This is a genomic window from Antiquaquibacter soli, assembly GCF_030580675.1.
GTDB lineage: Bacteria > Actinomycetota > Actinomycetes > Actinomycetales > Microbacteriaceae > Rhodoglobus > Rhodoglobus soli.
This window is the reverse complement of the sequence record NZ_JAUQUB010000002.1, coordinates 337,909-360,655: the sequence shown is the minus strand read 5'-3', so window position 1 is coordinate 360,655 and position 22,747 is coordinate 337,909. Positions and strand designations below refer to the sequence as shown.

Below are 22,747 nucleotides of genomic sequence, written 5' to 3'. Positions count from 1 at the left end.
GACCTCTTCTCCCCCCTACCGACGGGACTGGCGGGACGTTACTCCACGGTCACGGACTTGGCGAGGTTGCGCGGCTGGTCCACGTCGAGCCCCTTCGCGGCTGCCAGCTCCATGCCGAAGATGTGCAGCGGCACCACCGCGAGCAGCGGTTCGAAGAGGGAGCCCGCGAGCGGGATCGGGATGACCTCGTCCGCGAACGGGAGGACGGCGGCATCCCCCTTCTCGGCGATCGCGATGACGCGAGCGCCCCGGGCGCGGATCTCCTGGATGTTGGAGACGACCTTGGGGTGCAGCGACGACGGGTCGCGCGGGCTCGGCACGATCACGAACACGACCTGGCCCGGCTCGATGAGCGCGATCGGGCCGTGCTTGAGCTCGCCCGCGGCGAAGCCCTCGGCGTGGATGTAGGCGAGCTCCTTGAGCTTGAGAGCCCCCTCGAGCGCGACCGGGAAGCCCACGTGCCGGCCGAGGAACAGCACCGACTGCGTCTCCGTCATCCAGCGCGCCAGCTGGCCGATCTCCGCCTGCGAGACCTCGAGCACCTCGGAGATCTTCGCGGGCACCGATGCGAGCTCGTCGACGGCGGAGCGGTGAGCCGCCTCGTCGAGGGTGCCGCGCACGGCGGCGAGGTGAAGTCCGATGAGGTAGAGCGCCGTGACCTGGGCGACGAACGCCTTCGTCGACGCGACCGCGACCTCGGGCCCCGCGTGGGTGTAGACGACGGCGTGGGACTCGCGCGGGATCGTCGCCCCCTGGGTGTTGCAGACCGAGAGCACGTGAGCGCCGGAAGCCATCGCGTACTTGACCGCCATGAGCGTGTCCATGGTCTCGCCCGACTGGCTGATCGAGATCACCAGGGTGCGGTCGGAGAGGATCGGGTCGCGGTAGCGGAACTCGTGCGAGAGCTCGACGTCGACCGGGATGCGCGCCCACTGCTCGATGGCGTACTTGCCGAGCATCCCGGCATAAGCGGCGGTGCCGCACGCGATGATGACGATGCGGTCGACGTCCTTGAGCGCTGCATCGCCGATCGGCGCGAGCTCCTCGAGGTGCACGAGTCCGTCGTGGGTGCGCCCGAGGATCGTGTTGCCGACCGCCTCCGGCTCCTCGCTGATCTCCTTCGCCATGAAGCTCGACCAGCCGCCCTTCTCGGAGGCGGAGGCATCCCACGCGATCTCGAACTCGTCGGCCTCGACCGGGTTGCCGTCGAAGTCGATGACGTCGACCGAGTCGGTGCGGATCGTCACGATCTGGTCCTGGCCGATCGCCACGGCGCGTCGCGTGTACTCGACGAACGCCGCCACGTCGGAGCCGAGGAAGTTCTCGCCGTCGCCGAGCCCGATCACGAGAGGGGAGTTGCGGCGGGCGCCGACGACGACGCCCGGCTGGTCCTCGTGCATCACGAGGAGGGTGAACGCGCCGTGGAGGCGCTGGACGACCGCGCGCAGGGCCTCGGTGAGATCGCCCGACTCGGCGTAGGCCTTGCCGACGAGGAGGGCTGCGACCTCGGTGTCCGTCTCGCTCGTGAACTCGGCGCCCTCGGCGAGCAGTTCCGCCTTGAGCTCCGCGAAGTTCTCGATGATGCCGTTGTGGATGAGCGCGAGCTTGCCGTCGGCGGAGAGGTGCGGGTGGGCATTGCGGTCGGTCGGGCCGCCGTGCGTCGCCCAGCGCGTGTGGCCGATGCCGGTCGATCCGTTGCCGAGCGGCCGGTCGGCGAGGTCGTCGACGAGCACCTGGAGCTTGCCCGCGCGCTTACGCGTGCCGAGGCTTCCCGACTCGTCGAGCACCGCGACGCCCGCGGAGTCGTAGCCGCGGTACTCGAGCCGCTTCAAGCCGCCGAGGAGCACCTCCAGGCTCTTGTTGTCGCCGACGTAGCCCACGATTCCACACATGGGGTCGATTGTAGTTGGCCGAACTGTGCTCACCCTCGCCGCTAGGCTGGTCGGGATGCCTGAGCCCTCCTCCTCGACCGGCCACGTGTCGCCGTTCATCGAGTTGGACCGGGGCGACTGGGCGGCCCTCGCGCCACGCATGGAGGCGCCCCTCACCCAGACCGAGGTCGTCGAACTGCGCGGACTCGGGGATGCCCTCGACCTCCGTGAAGTCGAAGAGGTCTACCTCCCCCTGTCCCGGCTGCTCAGCCTCTACGCGGAGGGCGCGCAGCACCTGCACGATGTCACGAGCACCTTCCTCGGGACGACCTCGCAGCCGACGCCCTTCGTGATCGGGGTCGCCGGCTCGGTGGCCGTCGGCAAGTCGACCGTCGCCCGACTGCTCCGCGAACTCCTCACCCGGTGGGAGGGCACGCCGCGCGTCGAGCTCGTCACGACCGACGGGTTCCTCTACCCGAACGCCGAGCTCGAGCGCCGCGGGCTCATGGAACGCAAGGGCTTTCCGGAGTCCTACGACCGGCGTGCGCTGCTGCGCTTCGTGAGCCGGGTCAAGGCGGGCGAGCCCGAGGTCCGCGCCCCCTTCTACTCTCACCTCGCGTACGACATCGTGCCGGATGCCGAGATCACCGTGCACTCCCCCGATGTGCTCATCGTCGAAGGCCTCAACGTGCTCCAGCCGGCCCCCTCCGGCCGCAGTCTCGCGGTGAGCGACCTCTTCGACTTCACGATCTACGTGGATGCCCGCACGACCGACATCGCGCGCTGGTACGAGGAGCGCTTCCTTTCGCTGCAGCGCGGGGCGTTCTCGAACCCGCTGTCGTACTTCCACCGGTTCGCGTCGCTCACCGAGGAGGAGGCCCGGGCACGGGCATCCTCGATCTGGAAGTCGATCAACGAGCCCAACCTCGTGCAGAACATCCTGCCGACGCGGGCGCGCGCCAACCTCGTGCTGCGCAAGGGCGCGAGCCACGCCGTGCACAGCGTGCTGCTGCGCAAGAACTAGCCGGCGAGCTGCTAGCTGCTGCGCACGAGGCGCAGGTCGAAGTCGAACACGTACGACTTGCTGCCGTAATCGCCAGAGACGTAGATACTGATGATCGGCCCGTCCACCTCGGCTGCGGGGTCGCGCGCGACCGACGCGTAGACGTCGGCGTTGTCGAGTGCGGCATCCTCGAGGGCGAGCTCGGCGGCCGCGGCGACCTGTCCGAAGTCGAGCCCGGAGCCGTCGAAGAGCTCGGCCTCAAGATCGGTCGGCTGGATGAACTCGGGACCCTCGCGCCAGGCTCGGCCGTAGCGGTACATGTAGGTGTCGGTCGTCGTCGCCCCGGGTGTGGTCGGCGCGTCCACCACGAGATAGGTGTCGTAGAAACCGATGTTCGTGAACTCGTAGCCGCCGACGACCTCGGCCACGGCATCCACCGCGTCCTGCTGGAATCGTCCCGTGATGAGGTTCGTGCCGTCCCAGTCCGCGGCGGCGGCGCTCTCGGCGGCCCGCGCGATGGACCCCCAGGCAGGGATCGTCGTGGCGACCGCCGTCACGAGGATGATCGAGAGCGAGATCGCGAGCTGCCCGCCGCGAGGAATGAGTCGCGTGCCCGGCCGGAGCGTGCCCGGCGTCGTCGTGGTCGCCGTCTCCCACGCGGGTACGGATGACGCGGGCGGGATGATCGACTGATCGGTACGCGCCTGCTGCGCTCGCGCCGTCACCGCTTCGGGCCCGACGGGCGTGATCGTGACATCCGGGCGCTGCGGACCGAGCCTTCCGACGATCACGATCGTCCCGGGAGTGAAGGTGCGCAGCTCGTCCGTGCGAACGTGCGTCAGCGTGGTGGTCTGGTAGGCGCTCTCGCCCTCTGGGGCGACCGTCAGGCGGACCGCCAGCTCCTGAGCGCCGTCCTGCTCCCGTCCCGTTCGCGTGACGGTCTCCACGCGGGCCACCGCGAACGGGTCAGCACCGCGACCCCGCCGCACGCCGCCGAACACCGCGAGGAGGATGAACGCGGACATCGCGAACGCCCACACGAGGATGTAGATCCAGTCCCCCGTGACGAGAGCCCCCACCACACCACCGAGGAAGGCGCCGGCGAAGATCTTGGTGAGGATCGACTGGATCATGCGGTCAGGCTAGCGGGTCGTGAACTCAGCTCGCCACGCGTCGGTCGCGACGCCGAGTTGCGACTTTCGCACCCTCGTGCGGCTGGCACGGGTCTGCGAAGGTGCGGAACTCGCAACTCGGAGCGCCCGCGCTGCGGGGGGCTACAGGGCGAGGCGCTCGCGCACGATCGCGGCGAGGGACTCCGCCACCTCGTCGGCGACCGACTGGTCGGCCGCCTCGACCATCACGCGCACCATCGGCTCGGTACCGGAGGGTCGCAACAGCACTCGACCGGAGTCACCGAGGCGCTCCTCCGCACTGCGCACGGCCTGGGCGATGACCTCGTCCGCCGCGAGGCCGTGGTGGTCGACGCCGCGAACGTTCACGAGCACCTGCGGGTAGACCGTCATGACGGAGGCGAGTTCCGCGAGCGACTTGCCGGTGCGAGCCATCTCCGCCGCGACGTGCAGACCGGTGAGGATGCCGTCCCCCGTCGTCGCGAACTTGGTCATGATCACGTGGCCCGACTGCTCACCGCCGAGGGAGAGGCCGTGCTCGCCGAGCGCCTCGAGCACGTAGCGGTCGCCGACCGCGGTCTCGAGCATCCGGATACCGTGGTCGGCCATCGCGCGGCGCAGCCCCAGGTTGCTCATCACGGTCGCGACGAGCGTGTTGTCGTGGAGCACCCCGCGCTCGTGCATCGACAGGGCGAGGATCGCCATGATCTGGTCGCCGTCGACGACGTTGCCCTGCGCGTCGACGGCGAGGCAGCGGTCCGCGTCGCCGTCGTGGGCGATGCCGAGGTCGGCTCCGTGAGCGACCACGGCGGCCCGGAGCGGCCCGAGGTGCGTCGATCCGACGCCCTCGTTGATGTTGAGTCCGTCGGGGTCGGCGCCGATCACGGTGACCTGGGCGCCGGCATCCGTGAACACCTGCGGCGACACGCCCGCGGCCGCACCGTGCGCGCAGTCGAGCACGACGTGCAGCCCGTCGAGCCGGTGCGGGAGGGTCGAGAGCAGGTGGACGATGTAGCGGTCCTCGGCGTCGGAGAAGCGACGGATGCGACCCACGTCGCCGCCCGTGGGGCTGAGCTTCGGGGCATCCAGGGCGGCTTCGATGCGATCCTCGACCTCGTCGGGCAGCTTCGTCCCGCCGGTCGCGAAGAACTTGATGCCGTTGTCCGGCGCGGGGTTGTGCGACGCCGAGATCATCACGCCGAGGTCGGCCTTGAAGTCGGCGACGAGGAACGCCGCCGCCGGAGTCGGGATGACCCCCGCGTCGTACACGTCGACGCCCGAGCTCGCGAGTCCCGACGCGACCGCTGCCGCAAGGAACTCCCCGGAGATCCGCGGATCGCGCGCGATGACCGCGACCGGACGGCGCCCTGAGGCGCGCCGGCCGTCGGCCACGCGGCCTTTGCCGAGCACGACGGCGGCGGCCTGGGCGAGCCCGAGGGCCATCTCGACCGTCAGGTCGCTGTTCGCCAGGCCGCGGACGCCGTCCGTGCCGAAGAGACGAGGCATTGTCGCCCGAGAAGCGGGTTTAGCGCTTCGAGAACTGCGACGCCTTGCGGGCCTTCTTGAGACCGGCCTTCTTGCGCTCGATGACGCGCGCGTCACGAGTCAGGAAGCCCGCCTTCTTGAGGGTGGGTCGGTTGTTCTCGCGGTCGATCTCGTTGAGCGCACGAGCGATCGCCAGGCGCAGCGCCCCGGCCTGGCCCGAGGGGCCACCACCGGTGATGCGGGCGGTCACGTCGTAGGAGCCGAGGAGGTCGAGCACCTTGAACGGGTCGTTGATGAGCTGCTGGTGCAGCTTGTTGGGGAAGTACTCGGCGAGGTCGCGGCCGTTGACGGTCGCGGTACCGGCGCCGGGGACGAGACGCACGCGGGCGATGGCCTCCTTGCGGCGGCCGACCGCGGCACCCGACACGTTCAGAACGGGGCGGGGAGCCTTCGGCGCCTCGGCGGCGGGGGTCTCAGTCGTGAAGCTCTCGACGACGGTCTCGTCGATGGAATCCTGGATGCTGGCCACAGTAATAAGTCCTTAGTTCTTCGCTGCCGCTTACTGGGCGACCTGGGTGAGGGTGTACGGCTTCGGCTGCTGCGCGGCGTGCGGGTGCTCGGCACCGGCGTAGACCTTCAGCTTCGAGAGCTGGGCGCGGCCGAGCGAGTTCTTCGGGAGCATGCCGCGCACGGCCTTCTCGACGGCGCGCGTCGGGTGCTTCTCGAGGAGCTCGGTGTAGCTCGTGGCGCGGAGGCCGCCCGGGTAGCCCGAGTGGCGGTACGCCTTCTTCTGCGCGAGCTTGGAGCCGGTGAGGGCGACCTTGTCGGCGTTGACGATGATGACGAAGTCGCCGGTGTCGACGTGGTTGGCGAAGATCGCCTTGTGCTTGCCGCGCAGGAGCGAGGCAGCGTGGCTGGCGAGGCGGCCGAGGACGATGTCGGTGGCGTCGATGATGACCCACTCGCGAGTGATGTCGTCCGCCTTGGGCGTAAAGGTGCGCGTCACAGTAGTGCTGCTTTCCGTTGATCGATGAAGAGGCTCGTGAATCCCGCTCCGGCGGGGCATTCCTCGGCCGATGGCCGGGGAATCCACCCTGTGGAGGGCTCATGATCGGGCGAGACGCGCGCAGGACGCGAAACACCAAGGGTCAAGCTTAGGCGACAGGATGCCCCGGGTCAAACGTCACGGCGAGCGCGGGTCTGCTCGGCTCGCGCCGCGAGCAGTTCGTCGGCCGGATACCCCACCTCGAGGAGCGTGAGGCCGGCGGCCGGCATCACCTTGAACTCGCTCGTGCGCTGGGCCTCCTCGCGGATCCCGAGCAGCCGCTCCCCCGGCAGCTTGCCCTCCCCCACGGAGACGCCCGCGCCCACAAGCGCGCGCACCATGCTGTGGCAGAACGCGTCGGCCTTGAGGTAGGCCACCACGACCCCGTCGGCCTCGCGAACCCACTCGAACTCCTGCAGCTCGCGGATCGTCGTCGACCCCTCGCGCGGCCGGCAGTACGCGGCCCAGTCCGCGAGACCGAGCAGTTGCCGGGCTGCGGAGTTCATCGCCTCGACGTCGAGCTCGGCCGGGTACCAGACGGTGTAACCGCGGTGCAGCGGGTTGCGCTCGGCCGCAGCATCCGCGATCCGGTAGCCGTACCGCCGCCAGACCGGCGAGAACCGCGCATCGAAGCCGGCAGGGGCGACGGATGCTGCGCGCACGACCACATCGCTGCGCAGCCCCGCGATGCCGTTGAGCCGTCGAGCCAGCGCCTCCGCGGGATCGGGGGACGGGCGGGAGCCGTGCGGCTTGGCGAGTCGCGCAAGCTGCCGCGGTGTGAGGTCGAGGTGCGCCACCTGGCCCGTCGCGTGCACCCCGGCGTCGGTGCGGCCGGCGACCGTGAGCCGCGGCGGGTCGGGGGCGCGCGAGAAGACGGTGGCGAGGGCATCCTCGAGCACGCCCTGCACGGTCCGCAGCCCGGGTTGGGCCGCCCACCCCGAGAAGGCGGCGCCGTCGTAGGCGAGGTCGAGCCGCAGGCGGGTAGTCGGCTCGTCGGTCACGGTTGCCAAGCGTAGCCGCCCGGGTCAGTACTCGCGGGTGTAGGCGATGCTGCGGTGCGACTCGACGAAGCCGACCTTCTGGTACAGGCCGAGGGCGCCCGTGGGGCTGTCGGAGTCGACGTCGAGAACGGCCTTCTCGAGCCCCTCGGCCGCCATCGCCCGCATGCTGTGCGCGAGGAGGGCCGGCGCGATGCCGCGTCCCCGGAACGCCCGCGGGACGCCGACGAGATCGATGTACGCGGAGCTGAAACCCTGGCCCTCCCAGTCCTCATCGTTGACGGAGGCGAGCACGAAGCCCGCTACCTCGCCGTCGACGATCGCCACCGCGCTCAGGTCCGGTCGGGCGATGGAGCGCGCGGTGAACGTCTCCCACTGCTCGTCGCTCATCGGCTGGCTTGCCCAGTGGTCCTGGAAGGCGTCCACGACGGCCGCGTGGACTGCGCCCGAGCGCTCGGGCGTGAATGGTTCGATCGTGAGCCCGCCGCCGAGTTCGGGGATGGGCTGGGAGAGGTCGCGCCGCAGCTCGAGGAAATAGCGGGCGATCGACAGCCCCGCCCGCTCGAAGAGGGCTCGGGCATCCGCGACGTTCTCTTGGACATAGGCGAGCACCCACCCGGGCAGGGTCTTCTCGGAGGTCGCGAGCAGCTGCTCCGCTCGTGCGACCTGCCAGCCGAGGATGCGGCGGCCGAGCCCGCGCCCGCGCGCGGACGGTCGCACCGCCCCGGCGAGAATCGTGCGCACGAGCGTCCGCTGCCCGGGCGACAGGATCACCAGGCCCCAGCCCTGGATGGTGCCATCCGGTTCGACGGCGACCACCGTGTCGGTCGCGATGTCGATGAACGAGGCCGCGAAGTCGTCCTCGAACTCCTCGAGCGGGGTCGTGTAGTGCGGGTGATCGGCCGCGCTCACCTCGCGCTCCAGTTCGTAGAGAGCCGGGATGTCATCGGTGGTCGCGCTGCGCCAGGTCATCGCATCCGGGCCCTCGGGCAGGTCCAGGCGGGCCGGGGCGCTGACGCGTTCGCTCAGGGGTCGCTCGGTCATGCCTTAAACAGTAGAACCCCGCCCGGTCAGGGCGGGGTTCACACTGGGATTGCGAGAGACTACTTGGCCTCGTCCTCGGCGGCGACCTCGGCGTCGGCGTCCGCGGCCTCCTCGGCGACGTCAGCGGACTCGGTCGACGCGGTGTCCTCGGCGGCGGCCTCCTCGACCTCGGCGACCGTCTCGGTCTCCTCGGTGCTGTCGGCTGCGCTGCTGTCCTCGGCGGGAGCCTCCTCGGTCTCCTCGACCGGAGCGGCCTCAGCCTTGGCGGGCTTCTCAGCGGCGGCGGACTTCTTCGCCGACTTCGGCTTCGGGTTGACCGGCTCGAGCACGAGCTCGATCTGGACCATCGGCGCGTTGTCGCCCTTGCGGAAGCCGAGCTTGGTGATGCGCGTGTAGCCGCCCTCACGGTTCTCGACGAGCGGCGCGATCTCGGTGAAGAGCTCGTGCACGACGCTCTTGTCGCCGATCACGGCGAGCACGCGACGACGCGCGTGCAGATCGCCGCGCTTCGCGAACGTGATGAGGCGCTCGGCGACGGGACGCAGGCGCTTGGCCTTCGTCTCGGTCGTCTTGATGCTCTTGTGGGTGAAGAGCGCCGCGGCGAGGTTCGCGAGCAGCAGTCGCTCGTGCGCCGGGCCGCCTCCGAGGCGGGGTCCCTTGGTGGGTGTAGGCATTGTTCCAGTTCTCCAGTACTCAGTCGCTGCGGCGCGGGCCTAGGCGTTGGTCTCGTCGTCGTCGTAGCCGCCGTAGAAGTGCGCGCCGTCGAAGCCGGGCACGCTGTCCTTGAGCGAGAGGCCCATCTCGACGAGCTTGTCCTTCACCTCGTCGACGGACTTCTGGCCGAAGTTGCGGATGTTCATGAGCTGCGTCTCCGAGAGGGCGACGAGCTCGCTGACCGTGTTGATGCCCTCGCGCTTGAGGCAGTTGTAGCTGCGCACGGAGAGGTCGAGGTCCTCGATCGGCATGCTCAGCTCGCTCGAGAGCACGGCGTCGACCGGCGCCGGGCCGATCTCGATGCCCTCGGCCGCGTTGTTGAGCTCGCGGGCGAGACCGAACAGCTCGGTGAGCGTGCGACCGGCCGAGGCGACCGCGTCGCGCGGGCTGATCGCCGACTTGGTCTCGACGTCGACCACGAGGCGGTCGAAGTCGGTGCGCTCGCCGGCGCGGGTGGCCTCGACGCGGTAGGTGACCTTGAGGACGGGCGAGTAGATCGAGTCGATCGGGATCTGGCCCGCCTCGCTGAACTCGCTGCGGTTCTGCGTCGCCGAGACGTAGCCGCGGCCGCGCTCGATCGTGAGCTCGAGCTCGAACTTGGCCTTGTCGTTCAGGGTGGCGATGACGAGGTCCGGGTTGTGGATCTCGACGCCCGCCGGAGCCGAGATGTCCGCGGCCGTGACCTCGCCCGCGCCCTGCTTGCGCAGGTAGGCGGTGATCGGCTCGTCATGCTCGCTCGAGACGACCAGGTTCTTGATGTTCAGGATGATCTCGGTGACATCCTCCTTGACACCGGGGACCGTGCTGAACTCGTGCAGGACACCGTCGATGCGGATGCTGGTGACGGCAGCACCGGGGATCGACGAGAGAAGGGTGCGGCGGAGGGAGTTGCCGAGCGTGTAGCCGAAGCCGGGCTCAAGCGGCTCGATGACGAACCGCGAGCGGAACTCGGAGATGTTCTCCTCAGCAAGGGTGGGGCGCTGTGCGATGAGCACTGGTGATTCCTTTCGGCGAGGTGTCCGCTATTTGACACCTGGATACGACGAGTGGCTGGCCCGTCGGTCTGTTGAGTTATTAACGCGCTGGTGATGGTGGTACTACGCAACCGCGACCGAGACGGTCGCGGCGTTTAGCCGGGTGGAGGCCAGAAATGGCCTCCACCCCAACCGAGCTAAACGCGACGACGCTTCGGCGGGCGGCACCCGTTGTGCGCCTGCGGCGTGACGTCGTTGATCGAACCGACCTCGAGGCCCGCGGCCTGAAGCGAGCGGATCGCCGTCTCGCGACCCGAGCCCGGGCCCTTGACGAAGACGTCGACCTTCTTCATGCCGTGCTCCTGCGCCTGGCGGGCGGCCGACTCGGCGGCCAGCTGCGCGGCGAACGGGGTCGACTTGCGCGAGCCCTTGAAGCCGACGGCGCCGGACGAGGCCCAGCTGATGACGGCCCCCGTGGGGTCGGTGATGGACACGATGGTGTTGTTGAACGTCGACTTGATGTGCGCCTGGCCCAGCGCGACGTTCTTCTTCTCCTTGCGGCGCGGCTTGCGCGCGGCGGCCTTGGGTGCAGCCATTCCTCAGTTTCTCCTTGATCCTGGCTGCCGCTTACTTGCGGCCGGCCTTCTTCTTGCCGGCAACAGTGCGCTTCGGACCCTTGCGGGTGCGAGCGTTGGTCTTCGTGCGCTGACCGTGGACGGGCAGGCCGCGACGGTGGCGGATGCCCTGGTAGCTGCCGATCTCGACCTTGCGACGGATGTCGGCGGCCACCTCGCGGCGGAGGTCACCCTCGACCTTGAAGTTGCCCTCGATGTAGTCGCGAAGGGCGATGAGCTGGTCATCCGTGAGGTCCTTGACCCGGATGTCTCCGTTGATTCCGGTGTCCGCGAGGGTCTTGAGCGACCGAGTGCGGCCGACACCGTAGATGTACGTCAGTGCGACTTCCACGCGCTTGTCGCGCGGAATGTCGACGCCGGCGAGACGTGCCATTGTGGCTCTCCTGTTAGTGAGTGGAGGTGTGGACAGCACCGGTGCCAAGGCCTCCAACCCTGGGTGTCCCCGGCCGGAGCCGGTTCGTGGTGCTGTTCTGTTCTGTGTTCAGTTGTTGGTATTTAGCCCTGGTCCGGGGCCGAGACGGCCCCGGCAAAGCCAGGGGCAAGGGCCAGAAATGGCCCTTGCTCTAACCCTGCCTTTGCTTGTGACGCGGGTTGGACTTGCAGATGACCATCACGCGGCCGTTGCGGCGGATGACGCGGCAGTGGTCGCAGATGGGCTTGACGCTGGGGTTGACCTTCATGATGTTCCTTTTCGCTGTCTTCGTACCCCGCGAGGGCGGGGCCGTTACTTCTCAGCGAGCCTTACTTGTAGCGGTAGGTGATACGGCCGCGGGTCAGGTCGTACGGGCTGAGCTCGACGACCACGCGGTCCTCGGGGAGGATCCGGATGTAGTTCTGTCGCATCTTGCCCGAGATGTGAGCGAGGACCTTGTGACCGTTGGTCAGCTCAACGCGGAACATCGCGTTGGGGAGAGCCTCGATCACGGATCCTTCGATCTCGATGACACCGTCTTTTTTGGCCATAGCCTCTTCGTCGCTAAAAGTGTGGTTCGCTGGTCTGCGGGGATTCGGTGCCGACGCTCCGGAGAGCATCGCGGGCACGCCGAAAGCGGCCCAAAACACCAAGGATCCAGCTTACGTCATTCCCGGGCGTTTCGCCACTTGTGTGGTATCGCCAGGAGCGGACGGCGGCTCAGGCCGTCGCAGCGTCCGGGAGGCCGATGCCGCGGCCGGACAGAGCATCCGTGATCCGGGCGGTGACCTCGTCGATCGCGCCGAGCGCGTCGATCTTCACGAGGAGCCCGCGCTCGTCGTAGATGTCGATGAGCGGCTCCGTCTGCTCGCGGTAGACCTCGAGCCGGTGGCGGACGACCGACTCGTCGTCATCGCTGCGGCCCTGCTCGAGGGCGCGCTTGCGCAGCCGCTCGACGACGACGTCCGGATCCGCCACGAGCTCGACGACGACGTCCAGCGCCTCGCCGTGACTCGCCAGGTACTCGTCGAGCTCACGAACCTGGTCGGCCGTGCGCGGGTAGCCGTCGAGGAGGAAGCCGCCCTGGGCATCCGCCTCGGCGAGCCGGTCGCGGATGAGCGCGTTCGTGAGCGAGTCGGGCACGTTGTCTCCGGCGTCCATGAACGCCTTCGCCTGCTTGCCGAGCTCGGTCTCGTTCTTGACGTTGCTGCGGAAGATATCGCCCGTCGAGATGGCCGGCACGCCGTACGCCTCGGCGAGGCGAACCGCCTGAGTCCCCTTGCCCGCCCCCGGCGGGCCGATGAGAAGAAGTCGAGTCATCTACCTGAGCAGCCCCTCGTAGTGGCGCTGCTGGAGCTGGGAGTCGATCTGCTTCACCGTCTCGAGCCCGACGCCGACGATGATGAGGATGCTCGCGCCACCGAACGGGAAGTTCTGGTTGGCGCCGACCCACACGAAGGCGATGAGCGGGATGAGGGCGATCAGACCGAGGTACAGCGAGCCAGGCAATGTCACTCGGGTGAGCACGTAGTCGAGGTACTCCGCCGTCGGACGACCGGCCCGGATGCCCGGGATGAAGCCGCCGTACTTCTTCATGTTGTCGGCGACTTCCTCCGGGTTGAAGGTGATCGCGACGTAGAAGTACGTGAATCCGACGATGAGCAGGAAGTACAGGAGCATGTAGAGCGGGTGGTCGCCCTTGGTCAGGTAGTTCTGGATCCAGGTGACCCACGCGGCGGGTGACTCGCCCGACTGGGGCTGGTTGAACTGCGCGATGAGCGCGGGCAGGTACAGCAGCGACGACGCGAAGATGACCGGCACGACGCCCGCCATGTTGACCTTGATCGGGATGTACGTGTTGTTGCCGCCGTACGTGCGCCGGCCGACCATGCGCTTCGCGTACTGGACCGGGATGCGCCGCTGCGACTGCTCGACGAACACGACGCCCGTCATGACGACGATGCCGATCGCGATCACGATGAGGAAGATCTCCCAGCCGCGGTTCTGCTGGATGCCCCACAGAGCGCTCGGGAAGGTCGCGGAGATCGACGTGAAGATGAGCAGCGACATCCCGTTGCCGATGCCGCGCTCGGTGATGAGCTCGCCCATCCACATGATGAGGCCGGTGCCGGCGGTCATCGTGATGACCATGAGCATGATCGCGTACCACGCGTCGTTGGTGATGAGCTGGCTGCACTCCGCGACTCCCGTGTTCGACGGGAAGAGCGAGCCGCTGCGGGCGACGGTGATGAGGGTCGTCGACTGGAGGACGCCGAGCGCGATCGTCAGGTACCGGGTGTACTGCGTGAGCTTGGACTGGCCCGCCTGGCCCTCCTTGTAGAGGGTCTCGAAGTGGGGGATGACCACGCGCAGCAGCTGCACGATGATCGACGCGGTGATGTACGGCATGATGCCGAGCGCGAAGATCGACAGCTGAAGCAGCGCCCCGCCGCTGAAGAGGTTGACGAGGTCGTAGAGGCCGGAGGTGCCCGCGTTGCTCGCGAGACAGACCTGGACGTTGCCGAAGTCGACGAACGGGGCCGGGATGAACGACCCGAGGCGGAACAGCGCGACGATGCCGAGCGTGAACCCGATCTTCCTGCGAAGGTCGGGCGTGCGGAAGATCCGCGCGACAGCTCTAAACACAAGGCCTCCGATACTTGGGGTAAGCAGTCGGGTGGGGCTCCGTCAGGAACCCCACCCGAGTAAACCGCGAGGGTTGGTTACTTGACCGAACCGCCAGCCGCGACGATCTTCTGCTCGGCAGAGCCGGAGACCTTGTCGACTGCAACGTTCAGCTTAACCGTAATGTCACCCGTACCGAGAACCTTGACCTTCTCGTTCTTGCGGACGGCGCCCTTGGCGACGAGGTCGGCGATCGTGACATCCCCGCCCTTCGGGTAGAGCTCGGCGAGCTTCTCGAGGTTCACGACCTGGTACTCGACGCGGAACGGGTTCTTGAAGCCGCGAAGCTTCGGCGCCCGCATGACGAAGTTCAGGTTGCCGCCCTCGAAGCCCGGGCGCACCTGGTAGCGCGCCTTCGTTCCCTTGGTACCGCGACCGGCCGTCTTACCCTTCGAGCCCTCACCGCGACCCACGCGGGTCTTGTCCTTCTTCGCACCGGCAGCGGGGCGGAGGTGGTGCGCCTTGAGGATCTGCGGGCGCGACGCGACGTCGGCCGCGGGGGCCTTCTTCGCGGGAGCCTTCGCGGCGGTCGACTTCGCCGGAGCCTTGGCGGCAGCGGTGTCGTCGGCCTTCGCGGCGGCAGCCGTGGGGGCAGCGGCCTTGGCCGGAGCCTTGGCTGCGGGGGCCTTCTCGGCGGCAGCCTTCGCGGGCGCCTTCTTCTCGGCGGCCGGCTTGTCGGCCGCAGCCTTGGCCGGAGCCTTCGCAGCCGCGGCCTTGGGCGCAGCGGCCTTGGCAGGGGCCTTCTTCTCAGTGGCTTCGTCAGCCATTAGTCAATCTCCTCAACCTTCACGAGGTGAGCAACAGTCCGCACGTAGCCGCGGTTCTGCTTGTTGTCCTCGCGGACGACGACGTCACCGATGCGGTGCAGCCCGAGGCTGCGCAGCGTGTGGCGCTGGTTCTGCTTCTCACTGATCGTGGACTTGATCTGGGTCACCTTCAGGCGCGCGGCCATCAGACACCTGCCTTCGCTGCAGCCGAGGACTCGGCTTCGGCGCGCAGGAGGCGCGCCGGGACGACGTGCTCGACCTCGAGGCCGCGACGCGCGGCGACCGCGCGAGGCTCCTCGAGCTGCTGGAGGGCAGCAACGGTCGCGTGCACGATGTTGATCGTGTTCGACGAGCCGAGCGACTTGCTCAGGACGTCGTGGATGCCCGCGCACTCGAGCACGGCGCGGACCGGGCCACCGGCGATAACACCGGTACCGGCGGAGGCCGGACGCAGGAGCACGACACCGGCGGCGGCCTCACCCTGCACGGGGTGCGGGATGGTCGCTCCGGCACGCGGGACGCGGAAGAAGTTCTTCTTCGCCTCCTCGACGCCCTTCGAGATCGCGGTGGGGACCTCGCGCGCCTTGCCGTAGCCGACGCCGACGAGGCCGTTGCCGTCGCCGACGACCACGAGAGCGGTGAAGCTGAAGCGACGACCACCCTTCACGACCTTGGACACGCGGTTGATGGTCACCACGCGCTCGAGGAACTGGCTCTTCTCGGCGTCACGGCCGCTGTTGCGGTCGCGGTTGGGGTTGCGCTCACGGCCGCCGCGACGCGCCTCGCGGGGCTCGTTCGCGGTCTCCGTCGCGGGTGCATCCACGACGACGGCCTCAGTTGCCTCAGCGGCCACGTCCTGCTCCTTGTTCGTAGTTTCGTCGCTCACAGCGCCAGCCCGCCTTCCCGGGCGCCGTCGGCGATCGCCGCGACCCGTCCTGCGTAGCGGTTGCCGCCGCGGTCGAAGACGACCGCCTCGATGCCGGCCTTCTTGGCGCGCTCGGCGACGAGTTCGCCGACCTTGCGGGCCTTCGCGGTCTTGTCGCCGTCGAAGGTGCGCAGGTCCGCCTCGAGGGTGGACGCCGACGCCACGGTGTGACCCTTGGAGTCGTCGACGACCTGGACGAAGACGTGACGGGCCGAGCGGGTGACGACGAGGCGAGGACGCTCCGCCGTGCCGACGACCTTCTTGCGAAGGCGGGCGTGGCGGCGGTCCTTGGCCGCCGACTTGCTCTTACCTCTGGTTCCGAGACCCATGACTACTTACCACTCTTTCCGGCCTTGCGACGGACGACCTCGCCCGCGTAGCGCACGCCCTTGCCCTTGTACGGCTCGGGCTTGCGCAGCTTGCGAATGTTCGCCGCGACCTCGCCGACGGCCTGCTTGTCGATGCCGCTGACGGTCAGCTTGTTGTTGCCCTCGACGGTGAACGTGATGCCCGCGGGCGGGTCCACCGTGATCGGGTGCGAGTAGCCGAGCGCGAACTCGACCGAGTTGCCCTTCGCCTGCACGCGGTAACCGGTACCGACGACCTCGAGGCCCTTGGAGTACCCGTCGGTCACGCCGACGATCTGGTTCGCGATGAGGGTGCGGGTGAGCCCGTGCAGCGAGCGCGAGTTGCGCTCGTCATCGGGGCGGGTGACCAGGACCTGGCCATCCTCGATGGCGACGGCGATGGGGCTCGCGACGGTGAGCTTGAGCTCGCCCTTCGGGCCCTTGACCGCGACATCCTGGCCGTCGATCTTGATGTCGACACCAGCCGGGATGGCGATGGGGAGACGTCCGATTCGTGACATGACTGGCTACCACACGTAGGCGAGGACTTCCCCACCCACGCCCTTCTGAGTCGCCTCTTTGTCCGTGAGGAGTCCGGAGGAGGTGGACAGGATGGCCACGCCGAGGCCGCCGAGGACCTTGGGGATCTCGGTCGACTTGGCGTACACGCGCAGGCCGGGCTTCGAAACGCGCTTGATGCCCACGAAGGAGCGCTCGCGGTTGGGGCCGTACTTGAGGTCGATCGTGAGCGTCTGTCCGACGCGCGCGTCCTCGACCTTCCATGCGGAGATGTAGCCCTCGTTCTTGAGGATCTCCGCGATGTGCGCCTTGAGCTTGCTGTTCGGCAGCGACACCTGGTCGTGGTACGCCGAGTTGGCGTTACGCAGTCTGGTCAGCAGGTCTGCGACCGGATCTGTCATCGTCATGTGATGGGTTCTTTCTGTTAGCTGGTTTCGACGAGCGGTACACCGCTGCCGACCTTCTCTAGTGGAGTGTTACTGCTCGTTGGACCGGAACGGGAAGCCGAGCGCCTTGAGCAGCGCGCGACCCTCCTCGTCGTTCTTGGCCGTGGTGACGACGGTGATGTCGAAACCACGGACTCGGTCGATCCGGTCCTGGTCGATCTCGTGGAACATGGACTGCTCCGTGAGGCCGAAGGTGTAGTTGCCGTGGCCGTCGAACTGGCGGTCCGACAGTCCGCGGAAGTCACGGATACGCGGAAGCGCGAGCGTGATCAGTCGGTCGAGGAACTCCCACGCCCGGTCGCCGCGCAGCGTGACGTGCGCACCGATCGGCTGGCCCTCGCGGAGCTTGAACTGCGCGATGGACTTGCGGGCGTTCGTGACCTGCGGCTTCTGACCCGTGATCGCGGTGAGGTCCTTGACGGCCCCCTCGATGATCTTGGAGTCGCGAGCGGCCTCGCCGACGCCCGTGTTGACGACGACCTTCACGATGCCGGGCACCTGGTGCACGTTCGTGAAGCCGAAGTCGCTCTTGAGCTGAGCGGCGATCTCGTTGCGGTACTTCTGCTTGAGGCGCGGCTGGTAGGTGCCCGTGGCGCCAGCCTTCGCGGCAGTAGCGGTGTCAGTCATTACTCGGCGTCCTCTGCAGCTGCCTTGTCCGCAGCCTTCTTGGTCGAAGCCTTGGCCGGCTTCTTGTTCTCAGCACGACGCGACTTCTTGAAGTAGCGCACGCGCACGGTCTTGCCCCGGTCGTCGGTCTCCTCGCGGAAGCCGACGCGCGCCGGAAGCTTGGTGTCGGGGTCGACGAGCGCCACGTTGGAGACGTGGATCGGAGCCTCGTGGGTCTCGATGCCGCCGGTCTTGGTGCCGCGCTGGGTCTGGCCGACGCGCACGTGCTTCGTGACGAAGTTCACGCCCTCGACGATGACGCGGTCCTTCTCGGTCAGGACCTCGATGACACGACCCTGCTTGCCGCGGTCTCCGCCGCGGGCCTGGGACGGGCCACTGATGACCTGCACGAGGTCGCCCTTGCGAATGTTAGCCATGGGTTACAGCACCTCCGGTGCCAGCGAGATGATCTTCATGAACTTCTTGTCGCGAAGCTCACGGCCGACCGGCCCGAAGATGCGGGTACCGCGGGGGTCCCCGTCGTTCTTCAGGATGACGGCGGCGTTCTCATCGAACTTGATGTAGGAGCCGTCGGGACGACGGGTCTGCTTGACGACGCGCACGATGACCGCCTTGACGACATCGCCCTTCTTGACGTTTCCGCCGGGGATGGCATCCTTCACGGTCGCCACGATCACGTCGCCGAGGCCGGCGTAGCGACGGCCGGAGCCGCCGAGCACGCGGATGGTGAGGAGCTCCTTGGCGCCGGTGTTGTCGGCGACCTTGAGCCGGGATTCCTGCTGGATCATCGCTTACTTCGCCTTCTCGAGGATCTCCACCAGGCGCCAGCGCTTCGTGGCGCTGAGCGGGCGGGTCTCGCTGATGATGACGAGGTCACCGATGCCGGCGGTGCCCGCCTCATCGTGCGCCTTCACCTTGGAGGTGCGGCGGATGACCTTGCCGTACAGGGGGTGCTTCACGCGGTCCTCGACCTCGACGACGATGGTCTTGTCCATCTTGTCGCTGGTCACGTAACCACGGCGCGTCTTGCGGTAACCGCGAGCGAGCTCGGCGGTCTCGGCAGCCTTCACTTCGGCCTTCGCCATGACTACGCCTCCTTCGTCTCTTCGGTGGCCTCGGCGGTCTCAGCCGCCTCCGCCTTCTTGGTGGTCTTCTTCGCGGCCTTGACGGGAGCCTCGAGCGGCGCCGGGGTGGCCCGGATGCCGAGCTCGCGCTCGCGGATGACCGTGTAGATGCGCGCGATGTCGCGCTTGACCGCACGGATGCGGCCGTGGCTCTCGAGCTGGCCCGTCGCCGACTGGAAGCGCAGGTTGAACAGCTCCTCCTTGGCCTTCTTCAGCTCGTCGACGAGTCGCTCGTCTTCGAAGGTGTCGAGCTCGACGGGGCGGAGCTCCTTGGATCCGATCGCCATTACGCGTCGCCCTCCTCGCGCTTGATGATGCGTGCCTTGAGGGGCAGCTTGTGGATGGCACGGGTCATGGCCTCGCGAGCGAGCTGCTCGTTGACGCCGGCGACCTCGAAGAGGACGCGACCCGGCTTGATGTTGGCGACCCACCACTCCGGCGAACCCTTACCGGAACCCATGCGGGTCTCGGCGGGCTTCTTGGTCAGCGGACGGTCGGGGTAGATGTTGATCCACACCTTTCCACCACGCTTGATGTGACGGGTCATCGCGATACGCGCCGCCTCGATCTGGCGGTTGGTCACGTACGCGGGAGAGAGGGCCTGGATGCCGAACTCACCGAAGTTCACCGTCGTGCCGCCGGTGGCCTGGCCACTGCGACCCGGGTGGTGCTGCTTGCGGTGCTTGACCTTACGAGGGATCAACATGGTTACGCCTCAACTCCTGCTGCGACCGGCGCCTCCGCCCGGGGGGCGGAGTTGCGGCGCGGACGGTCCCCGTCACGACGCTCGGGACGGGAAGACTTCTGGTTCGCCTGCTCGCGGGCGAGCTCCTTGTTGGTGATGTCGCCCTTGTAGATCCACACCTTCACGCCGATCCGGCCGAACGTCGTCTTGGCCTCGTAGAAGCCGTAGTCGATGTTGGCGCGGAGCGTGTGGAGCGGGACGCGACCCTCACGGTAGAACTCCGAGCGGCTCATCTCCGCGCCGCCGAGGCGGCCGGAGACCTGGATGCGAACGCCCTTGGCGCCGGCGCGCTGGGCGCCCTGCAGTCCCTTGCGCATCGCGCGGCGGAACGCCACTCGAGCGGAGAGCTGCTCGGCGATGCCCTGCGCGACGAGCTGGGCCTCGGCCTCGGGGTTCTTGACCTCGAGGATGTTCAGCTGGATCTGCTTGCCCGTGAGCTTCTCGAGGTCGGTACGGATGCGCTCGGCCTCGGCACCACGGCGACCGATCACGATGCCCGGGCGGGCGGTGTGGATGTCGACGCGGATGCGGTCACGGGTGCGCTCGATCTCGATGCGCGCCACACCGGCACGGTCGAGGGAGGTCTTGAGCAGGTTGCGGATCTTGACGTCCTCGGCGACGTAGTCGCTGTAGCGCTGACCCGCCTTGGTGCTGTCGGAGAACCAGCGCGACACGTGGTCGGTGGTGATTCCCAGACGGAAACCGTAGGGGTTTACCTTCTGTCCCATTACTTCTTCCCTGCCTTCGCGGCCTTCGGGGCCTTGGCCTCGGCGATGTGGTCCGGCGTCGCGAGCACCACGGTGATGTGGCTCGTGCGCTTGAGGATCTGGAAGGCCCGGCCCTGGGCGCGCGGCTGGAACCGCTTCAGGGTCGTGCCCTCGTCGACGAACGCCGCCGAGACGAACAGGTCCTGCTCGTCGAGGTAGCTGTTCGTGGCATCCGCCTTGACGCGAGCGTTCGCGATCGCGGAGGCGACGAGCTTGTACACGGGCTCGCTCGCACCCTGGGGCGCGAACTTCAGGATGGCCAGGGCCTCCTGGGCCTGCTTGCCGCGGATCAGGTTGACGACGCGACGGGCCTTGGTGGGCGTCACGCGAATGTGCTTGACGCGGGCGATTGACTCGACCATTAGCGGCGGCGTCCCTTCTTGTCGTCCTTCTCGTGGCCGCGGAAGGTGCGGGTCGGCGAGAACTCGCCGAGCTTGTGGCCGACCATGGTCTCCGTCACGAACACGGGGATGTGCTTGCGACCGTCGTGCACGGCGATCGTGTGCCCGAGCATGGCCGGGATGATCATCGAGCGGCGCGACCAGGTCTTGATCACGTTCTTGGAACCGGACTCGTTCGCCTTCACGACCTTCTGCAGCAGGTGGTCGTCGACGAAGGGGCCCTTCTTCAGACTGCGAGGCATCTTCTTACGCTCCTACTACTTGCGCTTCTTGCCGACATTGCGGCGACGGACGATGAGCTGGTCGCTGGGGAGGTTGCGCTTGCGCGTCCGGCCCTCCTGCTGGCCCCACGGGGTCACGGGGTGACGTCCACCGGACGTCTTGCCCTCACCACCACCGTGCGGGTGGTCGACCGGGTTCATGGCGACACCGCGGACGGTCGGGCGGACGCCCTTCCAGCGCATACGGCCGGCCTTGCCCCAGTTGATGTTCGACTGCTCGGCGTTGCCGACCTCGCCGATCGTCGCGCGGCAGCGCAGGTCGACGTTGCGGATCTCGCCCGACGGCAGTCGGAGCTGGGCGTAGGGGCCGTCCTTCGCGACGAGGCGAACGGATGCACCCGCGGAGCGGGCCATCTTCGCGCCGCCACCGGGGCGGAGCTCGATCGCGTGGATGACGGTACCCACGGGGATGTTCTTGAGCGGGAGGTTGTTGCCCGGCTTGATGTCCGCGCCGGCGCCCGACTCGACGATGTCGCCCTGGTTCAGCTTGTTGGGGGCGATGATGTAGCGCTTGGTGCCGTCGACGTAGTGCAGGAGCGCGATGCGCGCCGTGCGGTTCGGGTCGTACTCGATGTGAGCGACCTTGGCGTCGACGCCGTCCTTGTCGTTGCGCTTGAAGTCGATCACGCGGTACTGGCGCTTGTGGCCACCACCGATGTGACGGCTCGTGATGCGACCGGCGTTGTTGCGGCCACCCGTCTTGGGCAGCGGGCGCAGCAGCGACTTCTCGGGAGTCGAGCGGGTGATCTCGGCGAAGTCTGCCACCGAGGAGCCGCGACGACCGGGGGTCGTGGGCTTGTACTTTCTAATAGCCATGAGTTATCCCTCTTGCGTTTCTATCGACGCAGGCTTAGCCGACAGCCGTGAAGATGTCGATGGAACCGGACTTGAGCGTGACGATGGCGCGCTTGGTGTCCTTGCGCTTGCCGATGCCGAACCGCGTGCGGCGGGTCTTGCCGGGACGGTTCAGGGTGTTCACCGAGTCCACCTTGACGCTGAAGATCTTCTCGATGGCGAGCTTGATCTCGGTCTTGTTGGCTCGCGGGTCCACCTCGAAGGTGTACTTGCCGTCGTCGATGAGGTTGTAGCTCTTCTCGGAGACGACGGGCGCGATGATGATGTCGCGGGGGTCCTTGTACGTGAGCGTCATGCGCTGGCCTCTTCCTTGGTCTTGGCCGTCTTCGACGCGACGAACGCCTCGTAGGCGGCCTTCGTGAAGACGACGTCGTCGCTGACGATCACGTCGTAGGCGTTGAGCTGGTCGGCCCACAGCACGTGGAGGTTGCGGAGGTTCCGCACGCTCTTGTAGCCGACCTCGTCGCCGCGCTCGAGCACCACGAGGATGTTCTTGCCGGTGACCGAGGCGAGCAGCTCCGCAGCGCCCTTGGTCGACGGAGCGCCGGCCTTGCCGAACGAGTCGACGATCGTGAGGCGCTCGCCACGGGCACGGTCGGAGATCGCGCCGAGCAGGGCCGCGGCGATCATCTTCTTGGGGGTGCGCTGCGAGTAGTCGCGCGGCACGGGGCCGTGGACGGTGCCACCGCCGCGGTGCTCGGGAGCGCGGACCGAGCCCTGACGGCTGCGACCGGTGCCCTTCTGCTTGAACGGCTTGCGGCCGGAGCCGGAGACCTCGCCGCGGCCCTTGGCCTTGTGCGTGCCCTGGCGGGCGGCGGCGAGCTGGGCGACGACGACCTGGTGGATGAGCGGGACGTTGGTCTGCACGTCGAAGATCGACGCGGGCAGCTCCACGCTGCCGGTCTTCTTGCCCGAGGTGTCGACGACGTCGAGGGTGTTCGCCATGG

The 22,747-nt window shown here is 68.0% G+C and carries 33 protein-coding genes and 1 pseudogene; 1 reads left to right on the top strand and 33 read right to left on the bottom strand.

The genetic code is table 11. The features are described 5' to 3' along the window. Window positions 1-38: 38 nt before the first annotated feature. Window positions 39-1,892: a glutamine--fructose-6-phosphate transaminase (isomerizing) gene (gene glmS / locus Q5716_RS11765; protein WP_305003333.1), complete on the bottom strand. Its 1,854-nt coding sequence runs from the start codon at window positions 1,890-1,892 to the stop codon at window positions 39-41. A gap of 55 nt (window positions 1,893-1,947) precedes the next feature. Between glmS and coaA the strand changes: the two genes are divergently transcribed. Continuing rightward, window positions 1,948-2,895 (top strand): type I pantothenate kinase, encoded by a 948-nt coding sequence (coaA, locus tag Q5716_RS11760; RefSeq protein ID WP_305003332.1) that lies wholly within the window; start codon window positions 1,948-1,950, stop codon window positions 2,893-2,895. A gap of 11 nt (window positions 2,896-2,906) precedes the next feature. On the opposite strand, the gene Q5716_RS11755 is transcribed toward coaA, so the two are convergent. From Q5716_RS11755 to rplD, 32 genes and pseudogenes are all read right to left on the bottom strand, one after another. Next, a complete protein-coding gene (locus Q5716_RS11755) occupies window positions 2,907-4,007 on the bottom strand; it encodes a hypothetical protein (RefSeq protein ID WP_305003331.1) in 1,101 nt (366 codons plus the stop codon). 141 nt (window positions 4,008-4,148) lie between these two features. After that, the gene (gene glmM / locus Q5716_RS11750; protein WP_305003330.1) at window positions 4,149-5,510 is read right to left on the bottom strand and encodes a phosphoglucosamine mutase; all 1,362 of its coding nucleotides are present in this window, start codon (window positions 5,508-5,510) and stop codon (window positions 4,149-4,151) included. Window positions 5,511-5,529: 19 nt separating this feature from the next. After that, window positions 5,530-6,018, bottom strand: coding sequence for a 30S ribosomal protein S9 (rpsI, locus tag Q5716_RS11745; RefSeq protein WP_305003329.1), 489 nt, complete (start codon window positions 6,016-6,018; stop codon window positions 5,530-5,532). Window positions 6,019-6,048: 30 nt separating this feature from the next. Beyond that, on the bottom strand, window positions 6,049-6,495 hold the full coding sequence (gene rplM, locus Q5716_RS11740) for a 50S ribosomal protein L13 (protein ID WP_305003328.1): 447 nt from the start codon (window positions 6,493-6,495) through the stop codon (window positions 6,049-6,051). Window positions 6,496-6,665: 170 nt separating this feature from the next. Further along, a complete protein-coding gene (locus Q5716_RS11735) occupies window positions 6,666-7,535 on the bottom strand; it encodes a tRNA pseudouridine synthase A (RefSeq protein WP_305003327.1) in 870 nt (289 codons plus the stop codon). 24 nt (window positions 7,536-7,559) lie between these two features. Beyond that, the gene (locus Q5716_RS11730) at window positions 7,560-8,576 is read right to left on the bottom strand and encodes a GNAT family N-acetyltransferase (protein WP_305003326.1); all 1,017 of its coding nucleotides are present in this window, start codon (window positions 8,574-8,576) and stop codon (window positions 7,560-7,562) included. Between the two features lie 59 nt (window positions 8,577-8,635). Then, complete coding sequence (gene rplQ / locus Q5716_RS11725; RefSeq protein WP_305003325.1) at window positions 8,636-9,250, bottom strand: 50S ribosomal protein L17; 615 nt, start codon at window positions 9,248-9,250, stop codon at window positions 8,636-8,638. Between the two features lie 39 nt (window positions 9,251-9,289). Continuing rightward, window positions 9,290-10,285 (bottom strand): DNA-directed RNA polymerase subunit alpha, encoded by a 996-nt coding sequence (locus tag Q5716_RS11720; protein ID WP_305003324.1) that lies wholly within the window; start codon window positions 10,283-10,285, stop codon window positions 9,290-9,292. Between the two features lie 176 nt (window positions 10,286-10,461). Continuing rightward, window positions 10,462-10,860 carry a 30S ribosomal protein S11 gene (gene rpsK, locus Q5716_RS11715; RefSeq protein ID WP_305003323.1) on the bottom strand — a complete coding sequence of 133 codons (399 nt, stop codon included), beginning with the start codon at window positions 10,858-10,860 and terminating at the stop codon, window positions 10,462-10,464. Between the two features lie 31 nt (window positions 10,861-10,891). Next, window positions 10,892-11,272 carry a 30S ribosomal protein S13 gene (gene rpsM, locus Q5716_RS11710; RefSeq protein WP_305003322.1) on the bottom strand — a complete coding sequence of 127 codons (381 nt, stop codon included), beginning with the start codon at window positions 11,270-11,272 and terminating at the stop codon, window positions 10,892-10,894. A 190-nt stretch (window positions 11,273-11,462) separates the two neighbouring features. Continuing rightward, window positions 11,463-11,579 carry a 50S ribosomal protein L36 gene (rpmJ, locus tag Q5716_RS11705; RefSeq protein ID WP_129072182.1) on the bottom strand — a complete coding sequence of 39 codons (117 nt, stop codon included), beginning with the start codon at window positions 11,577-11,579 and terminating at the stop codon, window positions 11,463-11,465. 61 nt (window positions 11,580-11,640) lie between these two features. Then, a complete protein-coding gene (infA, locus tag Q5716_RS11700; protein ID WP_305003321.1) occupies window positions 11,641-11,862 on the bottom strand; it encodes a translation initiation factor IF-1 in 222 nt (73 codons plus the stop codon). A 169-nt stretch (window positions 11,863-12,031) separates the two neighbouring features. Then, window positions 12,032-12,631 (bottom strand): adenylate kinase, encoded by a 600-nt coding sequence (locus Q5716_RS11695; RefSeq protein ID WP_305003320.1) that lies wholly within the window; start codon window positions 12,629-12,631, stop codon window positions 12,032-12,034. Beyond that, window positions 12,632-13,957 (bottom strand): preprotein translocase subunit SecY, encoded by a 1,326-nt coding sequence (secY, locus tag Q5716_RS11690; RefSeq protein ID WP_305003319.1) that lies wholly within the window; start codon window positions 13,955-13,957, stop codon window positions 12,632-12,634. It abuts the gene before it with no gap. 77 nt (window positions 13,958-14,034) lie between these two features. Further along, window positions 14,035-14,763, bottom strand: a complete 729-nt coding sequence (gene rplO, locus Q5716_RS11685; RefSeq protein WP_305003318.1) for a 50S ribosomal protein L15 — start codon at window positions 14,761-14,763, stop codon at window positions 14,035-14,037. Then, window positions 14,763-14,948 (bottom strand): 50S ribosomal protein L30, encoded by a 186-nt coding sequence (gene rpmD, locus Q5716_RS11680; RefSeq protein WP_305003317.1) that lies wholly within the window; start codon window positions 14,946-14,948, stop codon window positions 14,763-14,765. The genes rplO and rpmD overlap by 1 nt, the downstream gene beginning before the upstream one ends. Then, the gene (gene rpsE / locus Q5716_RS11675; protein WP_305003316.1) at window positions 14,948-15,649 is read right to left on the bottom strand and encodes a 30S ribosomal protein S5; all 702 of its coding nucleotides are present in this window, start codon (window positions 15,647-15,649) and stop codon (window positions 14,948-14,950) included. Before rpsE ends, rpmD begins: the two co-directional genes overlap by 1 nt. Further along, window positions 15,646-16,017 (bottom strand): 50S ribosomal protein L18, encoded by a 372-nt coding sequence (gene rplR / locus Q5716_RS11670; RefSeq protein WP_305003315.1) that lies wholly within the window; start codon window positions 16,015-16,017, stop codon window positions 15,646-15,648. Before rplR ends, rpsE begins: the two co-directional genes overlap by 4 nt. A 2-nt stretch (window positions 16,018-16,019) precedes the next feature. Next, a complete protein-coding gene (rplF, locus tag Q5716_RS11665; RefSeq protein ID WP_305003314.1) occupies window positions 16,020-16,556 on the bottom strand; it encodes a 50S ribosomal protein L6 in 537 nt (178 codons plus the stop codon). Window positions 16,557-16,562: 6 nt separating this feature from the next. Beyond that, window positions 16,563-16,961, bottom strand: coding sequence for a 30S ribosomal protein S8 (gene rpsH / locus Q5716_RS11660; protein ID WP_305003313.1), 399 nt, complete (start codon window positions 16,959-16,961; stop codon window positions 16,563-16,565). Window positions 16,962-17,030: 69 nt separating this feature from the next. Then, window positions 17,031-17,627 (bottom strand): 50S ribosomal protein L5, encoded by a 597-nt coding sequence (gene rplE, locus Q5716_RS11655; RefSeq protein ID WP_305003312.1) that lies wholly within the window; start codon window positions 17,625-17,627, stop codon window positions 17,031-17,033. Between the two features lie 80 nt (window positions 17,628-17,707). After that, window positions 17,708-18,043 (bottom strand): annotated as a pseudogene (rplX, locus tag Q5716_RS11650) (50S ribosomal protein L24); the annotation flags it as partial. Window positions 18,044-18,046: 3 nt separating this feature from the next. Next, complete coding sequence (rplN, locus tag Q5716_RS11645) at window positions 18,047-18,415, bottom strand: 50S ribosomal protein L14 (RefSeq protein ID WP_305003311.1); 369 nt, start codon at window positions 18,413-18,415, stop codon at window positions 18,047-18,049. A gap of 3 nt (window positions 18,416-18,418) precedes the next feature. Beyond that, the gene (gene rpsQ / locus Q5716_RS11640) at window positions 18,419-18,712 is read right to left on the bottom strand and encodes a 30S ribosomal protein S17 (RefSeq protein WP_305003310.1); all 294 of its coding nucleotides are present in this window, start codon (window positions 18,710-18,712) and stop codon (window positions 18,419-18,421) included. 2 nt (window positions 18,713-18,714) lie between these two features. Further along, on the bottom strand, window positions 18,715-19,038 hold the full coding sequence (rpmC, locus tag Q5716_RS11635; RefSeq protein ID WP_305003309.1) for a 50S ribosomal protein L29: 324 nt from the start codon (window positions 19,036-19,038) through the stop codon (window positions 18,715-18,717). Beyond that, window positions 19,038-19,457 (bottom strand): 50S ribosomal protein L16, encoded by a 420-nt coding sequence (gene rplP, locus Q5716_RS11630; protein WP_305003308.1) that lies wholly within the window; start codon window positions 19,455-19,457, stop codon window positions 19,038-19,040. Before rplP ends, rpmC begins: the two co-directional genes overlap by 1 nt. Before the next feature lie 2 nt (window positions 19,458-19,459). Next, a complete protein-coding gene (gene rpsC, locus Q5716_RS11625) occupies window positions 19,460-20,224 on the bottom strand; it encodes a 30S ribosomal protein S3 (RefSeq protein WP_305003307.1) in 765 nt (254 codons plus the stop codon). Further along, window positions 20,224-20,625 carry a 50S ribosomal protein L22 gene (gene rplV, locus Q5716_RS11620; RefSeq protein WP_305003306.1) on the bottom strand — a complete coding sequence of 134 codons (402 nt, stop codon included), beginning with the start codon at window positions 20,623-20,625 and terminating at the stop codon, window positions 20,224-20,226. Before rplV ends, rpsC begins: the two co-directional genes overlap by 1 nt. Next, window positions 20,625-20,906 carry a 30S ribosomal protein S19 gene (rpsS, locus tag Q5716_RS11615; protein ID WP_305003305.1) on the bottom strand — a complete coding sequence of 94 codons (282 nt, stop codon included), beginning with the start codon at window positions 20,904-20,906 and terminating at the stop codon, window positions 20,625-20,627. The genes rplV and rpsS overlap by 1 nt, the downstream gene beginning before the upstream one ends. Window positions 20,907-20,921: 15 nt before the next feature. Continuing rightward, window positions 20,922-21,761: a 50S ribosomal protein L2 gene (gene rplB, locus Q5716_RS11610; protein ID WP_305003304.1), complete on the bottom strand. Its 840-nt coding sequence runs from the start codon at window positions 21,759-21,761 to the stop codon at window positions 20,922-20,924. A gap of 34 nt (window positions 21,762-21,795) precedes the next feature. Continuing rightward, window positions 21,796-22,095, bottom strand: a complete 300-nt coding sequence (gene rplW / locus Q5716_RS11605; protein ID WP_305003303.1) for a 50S ribosomal protein L23 — start codon at window positions 22,093-22,095, stop codon at window positions 21,796-21,798. Beyond that, on the bottom strand, window positions 22,092-22,745 hold the full coding sequence (gene rplD / locus Q5716_RS11600) for a 50S ribosomal protein L4 (protein WP_305003302.1): 654 nt from the start codon (window positions 22,743-22,745) through the stop codon (window positions 22,092-22,094). The genes rplW and rplD overlap by 4 nt, the downstream gene beginning before the upstream one ends. Between the last annotated feature and the right edge of the window lie 2 nt (window positions 22,746-22,747).